This is a genomic window from Streptomyces sp. STR69 (genome assembly GCF_024519455.1).
GTDB lineage: Bacteria > Actinomycetota > Actinomycetes > Streptomycetales > Streptomycetaceae > Streptomyces.
Genome location: NZ_JALJRY010000036.1, coordinates 100,707 through 108,161, shown reverse-complemented (window position 1 = coordinate 108,161; position 7,455 = coordinate 100,707). Strand labels below are relative to the sequence as shown.

At 69.5% G+C, this 7,455-nt stretch carries 5 protein-coding genes; all 5 read left to right on the top strand.

Annotated features, from left to right (window positions below; all coding sequences use genetic code 11):
- The first annotated feature begins 258 nt into the window (after positions 1-258).
- From OC490_RS42690 to OC490_RS42670, 5 genes are read left to right on the top strand one after another with little or no spacing between them, the layout of a single operon-like run.
- Entirely contained in the window at positions 259-1,059 is an 801-nt protein-coding gene (locus tag OC490_RS42690) for a TIGR03084 family metal-binding protein (RefSeq protein WP_262063438.1), read from the top strand.
- Between the two features lie 11 nt (positions 1,060-1,070).
- Entirely contained in the window at positions 1,071-2,774 is a 1,704-nt protein-coding gene (locus tag OC490_RS42685) for an acyclic terpene utilization AtuA family protein (protein ID WP_262063444.1), read from the top strand.
- Positions 2,771-4,369, top strand: coding sequence for an acyl-CoA carboxylase subunit beta (locus OC490_RS42680; protein WP_262063437.1), 1,599 nt, complete (start codon positions 2,771-2,773; stop codon positions 4,367-4,369). Before OC490_RS42685 ends, OC490_RS42680 begins: the two co-directional genes overlap by 4 nt.
- Before the next feature lie 26 nt (positions 4,370-4,395).
- A complete protein-coding gene (locus tag OC490_RS42675) occupies positions 4,396-6,246 on the top strand; it encodes an acetyl/propionyl/methylcrotonyl-CoA carboxylase subunit alpha (protein WP_262063443.1) in 1,851 nt (616 codons plus the stop codon).
- Between the two features lie 42 nt (positions 6,247-6,288).
- Entirely contained in the window at positions 6,289-7,419 is a 1,131-nt protein-coding gene (locus OC490_RS42670) for an acyl-CoA dehydrogenase family protein (RefSeq protein ID WP_262063436.1), read from the top strand.
- The last annotated feature ends 36 nt before the right edge of the window (positions 7,420-7,455 follow it).

Sequence of the window (7,455 nt, the reverse complement as noted above, 5' to 3'; positions counted from 1 at the left end):
TCCGGGCTGCTCGCTCGCTTCTGAAACGGGATTGTGTGAGGCGAGTCAAGGGTGGCCCGGAGGGCCATCGGCGCAGCCGACGCGACCGCAGGGAGCGCCCTTTACTCGGCTCGCGCAATCCCGACACTGACAAAGAAGCGAGTGGCCCAACGCCCACAACCCGCCCCACGGCCAGACCAACCCCCTCACCCCGCGCCTCCCCACACGAACAATGCAAGCACGCTTGATTGTTTCTGGCAGCCCTGCCATGCTCCCCCCATGTCCGATCCGACGCACGTGTTCGACGACCTGCGTGAGGAGAGCGAGGAACTCGACCGGCTAGTCGCCGAGTTGAGCCCGGAGGGCTGGGCGGTCGCGACTCCCGCCGCCCGCTGGACCGTCGCCCACCAGATCGCCCACCTGGCCTGGACCGACCACTCGGCTCTGCTCGCCGTGACGGACGAGGAAGCGTTCGGTGCGCTGGTCGAGAAGGCGCTCGCCGCTCCCGAGTCGTTCGTGGATCAGGGGGCGGAGGAGGGCGCCGCAAAGCCTCCCGCTCAGCTTCTCGCCGACTGGCGGGCCGGACGGACGGCCCTGTTGGCTGCTCTGTACGCCGCACCCGCAAAGACCCGCTTCCCCTGGTACGGGCCACCTATGTCCGCCGCCTCCATGGCAACCGGTCGGCTCATGGAGACCTGGGCCCATGGCCAGGATGTGGCGGACGCGGTAGGTGCGGCCAGGACACCTACGGACCGGCTCCGGCACGTGGTGCGCATCGGTGTGCGGGCGCGTGACTTCGCCTTCGGTGTGCATGGACTGACGGCGCCGAGTGCGGAGTTTCGGGTCGAACTCGTCGCTCCCTCCGGTGAGTTGTGGACGTACGGTCCGGACGACGCCCCGCAGCGCGTCACCGGTCCCGCCCTCGACTTCTGCCTTCTCGTCACCCAGCGAGCCCACCGCGCCGACCTCGCGGTGGAGGCCGTAGGACCCGATGCCGGTCGATGGCTCGACATCGCCCAGGCCTTCGCGGGACCGCCCGGCTCCGGGCGACAGCCGAAGTCGAAGGGGGCCGGCCAGTGAGCCCCCCACCCATGTCCCACCCCGCCGCGCCCCTCCGAATAGGCAACGCCTCCGGCTTCTACGGCGACCGCTTCGACGCCCTGCGCGAGATGCTCACCGGTGGGCAGCTCGACGTTCTCACCGGTGACTATCTCGCCGAGCTCACCATGCTCATCCTGGGACGGGACCGGCTCAAGGACCCGAGCGCCGGGTACGCCCGTACCTTCCTGAAGCAACTGGAGGAGTGCCTCGGGCTCGCCCATGAGCGCGGGGTGCGGATCGTCACCAACGCCGGTGGGCTCAATCCGGCCGGACTCGCCGATGCCGTAAGGAAGTTGGCCGACCGGCTGGGGATATCGGTGCGGGTCGCGCACGTCGAGGGGGACGATCTCGTCGCTCGGTATCCGGGGTCTCTCGCCGCCCATGCCTATCTGGGTGGGTTCGGTATCGCTGCCTGTCTGCGCGCGGGCGCCGAGGTCGTGGTCACCGGGCGGGTCACCGATGCGGCCCTGGCCACCGGTCCCGCGGTCGCTCACTTCGGGTGGGGGGTCGGCGACTACGACCGCCTCGCGGGTGCCGTGGTCGCCGGACATGTCCTGGAGTGCGGGACCCAGGCCACCGGCGGCAACTACGCCTTCTTCACCGAGCACCCGGCGGAGAAGCTCCGCCACCCCGGCTTCCCGCTCGCCGAGATCCATGAGGACGGTTCGTCCGTCATCACCAAGCACTCCGGCACGGGGGGAGTCGTCGACGTCGGTACCGTCACCGCGCAGCTGCTCTACGAGACGCAGGGTGCCCGGTATGCCGGTCCCGATGCCACCGCCCGTCTCGACACCGTCCGGCTGGGGGCGGACGGTGTCGACCGGGTGCGGATCGAAGGGGTGCGGGGGGAGGCCCCACCGCCGAGTCTCAAGGTCGGTCTCAATCGGCTGGGGGGATTCCGCAACGAGGTCACCTTCGTGCTCACCGGGCTCGACATCGAGCGCAAGGCCGCTCTCGTCCAGGGGCAGATGGACCTCGCGTTCAGCGCGGCCAAGTCCCGGCCCGGTGAACTTCGTTGGGATCTCGCCCGTACGGATCACGCCGACGCATCGACCGAGGAGACCGCCAGTGCGCTGCTTCGGCTTGTCGTCCGGGATGCCGATCAGGAGGTTGTCGGGCGGGCGCTGAGTGCGGCTGCCGTCGAGCTCGCGTTGGCCAGTTACCCGGGCTTCCATGTGCTGACCCCACCTGGAAAGGGAGCGCCCTATGGCGTCTTCGATGATGTGTATGTCCCCCATGGTGCCGTCGACCATGTGGCCGTCCTCCACGACGGGCGCCGGATTGCTGTGGCCCCGGCCCACGACACCCTCGTACTGGAAGACGTTCCACAGCCTGCCCTCCCCGGGCCTCCGCCGGACGGGCCCACGGCGCGGGCGGCCCTTGGTCTGGTCGCCGGGGCCCGTAGCGGTGACAAGGGAGGGAACGCCAACGTGGGGGTGTGGGCGCGTACGGATGAGGCGTGGCGCTGGCTCGCCCATGCGCTGACCGTCGAACGGTTCCGCCAACTCCTGCCGGAGACCGAAGAGTTGGCAGTGACGCGGCATGTGCTGCCCAACCTTCGTGCTCTCAACTTCGTCATCGAGGGCATTCTCGGCGAGGGTGTCGCCGCCCAGCACCGTTTCGATCCGCAGGCCAAGGCCCTGGGCGAGTGGCTGCGTTCCCGTCGACTGGACATCCCGGAGGCCCTGCTGTGACCGTCCTTCCGTCCGCCCTGGACATCAACGGTCCCGACTACCGGGCCAACCGCGAGACCATGCTCGCCAAGCTCACCGAACTGGATGCCGAGCACGCGAAGGCTCTCGCGGGTGGCGGGCCGAAGTACGTCGAACGGCACCGCAAACGCGGCAAGTTGCTCGCCCGTGAGCGCATCGAGCTGCTGCTCGACCCCGACACCCCCTTCCTCGAACTGTCGCCGCTCGCCGCCTGGGGCAGCGACTACGCGGTCGGCGCCGCGCTCGTGACCGGCATCGGGGTCGTCGAGGGAGTGGAGTGTCTGATCACCGCCAACGACCCCACCGTGCGCGGGGGAGCGAGCAATCCGTGGAGCCTGAAGAAGGCGCTGCGGGCCAACGACATCGCGCTCGCCAACCGACTGCCCTGCATCAGCCTCGTGGAGTCCGGAGGCGCCGATCTGCCGTCCCAGAAGGAGATCTTCATCCCCGGCGGCGCCGTCTTCCGCGACCTGACCAGGCTTTCGGCCGCCGGTATCCCCACCATCGCGGTCGTCTTCGGGAACTCGACCGCCGGTGGCGCGTACATCCCCGGCATGTCCGACCACGTGATCATGGTCAAGGAGCGCGCGAAGGTGTTCCTCGGCGGGCCGCCGCTCGTGAAGATGGCGACCGGTGAGGAGAGCGACGACGAGTCGCTCGGCGGCGCCGAGATGCACGCGCGCGTGTCGGGGCTCGCCGACCACTTCGCCGTGGACGAGCAGGACGCGCTGCGGCAGGCCCGCCGTGTCGTAGCCCGCCTCAACCACCGCAAGGCGTACGGCGATCCGGGCCCGGCCGAGCCACCCAAGTACGACGAGGACGAGCTGCTGGGCATCGTCCCGGGAGATCTCAAGACCCCCTTCGACCCGCGCGAGGTCGTCGCCCGGCTCGTCGACGGCTCCGACTTCGACGAGTTCAAGCCGCTCTACGGCACGAGCCTGGTGACGGGCTGGGCCACCCTGCACGGCTATCCGGTGGGCATCCTGGCGAACGCCCAAGGGGTCCTCTTCAGCCAGGAGTCCCAAAAGGCCGCCCAGTTCATCCAGTTGGCCAACCAGCGCGACATCCCGCTGCTCTTCCTGCACAACACCACCGGCTACATGGTCGGCAAGGAGTACGAGCAGGGCGGCATCATCAAGCACGGCGCGATGATGATCAACGCCGTCAGCAACAGCCGCGTACCGCATCTGTCCGTGCTCCTGGGCGCCTCGTACGGCGCCGGGCACTACGGCATGTGCGGGCGCGCCTACGACCCCCGCTTCCTCTTCGCCTGGCCCAGCGCCAAGTCCGCCGTCATGGGCCCCCAGCAGCTCGCCGGCGTCCTGTCGATCGTCGCCCGGCAGTCCGCCGTGGCCAAGGGCCGGCCCTACGACGAGGAGGCGGACGCGGCGCTGCGCGCCATGGTGGAGCAGCAGATCGAGTCCGAGTCCCTGCCGATGTTCCTGTCGGGGCGGTTGTACGACGACGGTGTCATCGACCCGCGCGACACCCGCACCGTCCTCGGCCTGTGCCTGTCCGCCCTCCACACGGCGCCCTTCGAGGGCGCGCGCGGTGGCTTCGGCGTCTTCCGGATGTGAGGCCCATGACCGACGTGAGGGACCACATGATCGCGACCGTTCTCGTCGCCAACCGGGGCGAGATCGCCTGCCGGGTCTTCCGTACCTGCCGTGAACTGGGGATCCGGACCGTCGCCGTGCACTCGGACGCCGACGAGCACGCGCTCCACGCACGCGTGGCCGACGCGACGGTACGGCTGCCCGGGGCGACACCCCAAGAGACCTACCTGCGCGGCGAGTTGATCGTGAAGGCGGCCGTCGCGGCGGGCGCGGACGCGGTGCACCCCGGCTACGGCTTCCTGTCCGAGAACGCCGACTTCGCCCGCGCCGTCCTGGACGCCGGCCTGGTGTGGATCGGGCCGCCCCCCGAGGCGATCGAGGCGATGGCCTCCAAGACCCGCGCCAAGGAACTCATGGGGATCGCCTCCCTGGACCACGTCACCGAGGCCGACCTCCCCGTCCTGGTGAAGGCGGCGGCGGGCGGCGGCGGACGCGGCATGCGCGTCGTACGCCAACTCGCCGACCTCGACGCCGAGTTGACGGCCGCCCGAGCCGAGGCCACCAGCGCCTTCGGTGACGGCGAGGTCTTCGTCGAGCCCTATGTGGAGGGCGGCCGGCACGTCGAGGTACAGATCCTCGCCGACATCCACGGCACGGTCTGGGCCCTCGGCACCCGGGACTGCTCCCTCCAGCGCCGCCACCAGAAGGTGATCGAGGAGTCCCCGGCGCCGGGCCTCACCGAAGAACTCACCCAGGAACTGAGCGAGTTGGCCATCCGAGCCGCCCGTGCCGTCGCCTACGAGGGCGCCGGAACAGTCGAGTTCCTGATCTCCCCCGACGGCAGGCCGCACTTCCTCGAAATGAACACCCGCCTCCAGGTCGAACACCCCGTCACGGAAGCCGTGTTCGGCATCGACCTGGTGGCCCTGCAACTGAGGATCGCGGAGGGCGGGCCCCTCGAAAGCACCCCTCCGCACCCCCACGGCCACGCCATCGAGGCCCGCCTCTACGCCGAGGACCCGTCCCACGACTGGACCCCCCAGACCGGCACCCTGCACCGCATAGCAGTCCCTGACGGCGTCCGCCTCGACACCGGCTACACCGACGGCGACGACATCGGCGTCCACTACGACCCGATGCTCGCCAAGGTCGTAGCCCACGCCCCCACCCGAGGGGAAGCCGTCCGCAAACTGGCGGGAGCCCTCTCCCGGGCGACGATCCACGGCCCCCTCACCAACCGCGACCTCCTCGTACGCTCCCTGCGCCACAAGGAGTTCACCACCGCCCACATGGACACCGGCTTCTACGACCGCCACCTCACCGAACTCACCACCTCGGCCCCCGACCCGCACGCCCCCCTCGCCGCGGCCCTCGCCGACACCCACGGCCGCTCCCGCTTCGCTCCCGGCTGGCGCAACCTCCCGTCCCAGCCGCAGACCAAGCGCTACGCCATGGCAGGCGAGGAGCACGAGGTCCACTACCACCACACGAGGGCCGGCCTGACCGCGGAAGGGGTACGCGTCATCCACGCGGACGCCTGTCTGGTCGTACTCGAAGTGGACGGCGTACGACGGAAGTTCGAGGTCGCGAGATACGACTCCGACCAGGTGTACGTGAACACCACCACCTTGACCGCCCTCCCCCGCTTCCCCGACCCCGCCGCCCAACTCGCCCCCGGCTCCCTGCTGGCCCCCATGCCGGGCACGGTGGTGAGAGTTGCGGAGGGCCTGGCCGTAGGAGTCCAAGTCACGGCCGGTGAGCCCCTGTTGTGGCTGGAGGCAATGAAGATGGAACACAAGATCACAGCCCCGGCAACAGGCAAGCTGACGGCCCTGCACGCAGTACTGGGCCAACAGGTACGGGTCGCCTCTCTACTGGCAGTAGTAGAGCCGACCTAGGGGCGCGAGGAACTGCGCGACCAGCCACGACGAAGGAGCCACATGCCCACCACCGAAACCGACGAACACAAAGCCCTACGTGCAGCTGTATCCGCCCTGGGCAAAAGGCACGGCCGCGACTACGACCGAGAACAACTCTGGTCCGAGGCAGCCAAACTCGGCTACCTCGGCGTCAACCTCCCCGAGGAATACGGAGGCGGAGGCGGCGGCATCTCCGAACTCTCCATCGTCCTGGAGGAGTTGGGAGCCGCAGGCTGCCCCCTCCTCATGATGGTCGTGTCCCCGGCGATCTGCGGCACGGTCATCGCCCGCTTCGGCACGGAAGAACAGAAGCGTGACTGGCTCCCCGGAATCGCCGAAGGCACTCGCACCATGGCCTTCGGCATCACCGAACCCGACGCCGGCTCCAACAGCCACCGCATCACCACCACCGCCCGCAGGGACGGCACGGACTGGCTGCTCACCGGCCGCAAGGTCTTCATCTCCGGCGTGGACCTGGCCGACGCGACTCTCATAGTCGGCCGCACCGAGGACTCCCGAACCGGCCGCCTCAAGCCCTGCCTGTTCATCGTCCCGCGCGACGCGGACGGCTTCACGCGCCGCCGGATAGACATGGAACTCCAGGCGGCGGAGAAGCAGTTCGAGCTGACCCTGGACGACGTACGGCTGCCCGCCGAAGCGCTCGTCGGGGACGAGGACGCGGGTCTGCTGCAGCTCTTCGCCGGCCTCAATCCCGAGCGCATCATGACGGCCGCGTTCGCGATCGGCATGGGCCGCTACGCGCTTGCCCGGGCGATCGAGTACGCGCGTGAACGCACCGTGTGGGACGCCCCCATCGGCGCCCACCAGGCGATCGCGCACCCGCTCGCCCAGGCGCACATCGACCTGGAACTCGCCCGGTTGATGATGCAGAAGGCGGCGTATCTGTACGACGCCGGTGACGACGTCGGCGCGGGCGAGGCGGCGAACATGGCCAAGTACGCGGCGGGGGAGGCGTGTGTGCGGGCCGTGGACCAGTCCGTGCACACCCTCGGCGGGAACGGCCTCACGCGTGAGTTCGGGCTCGCTTCGTTGATAACCGCCGCGCGCGTGGCTCGTATTGCTCCGGTGAGCCGGGAGATGATTCTCAACTACGTCTCCCACCAGACCCTGGGCCTGCCCAAGTCGTACTAGGCACTCGGCGGCCCATGCCAGTTCGTGCCAGGAGGA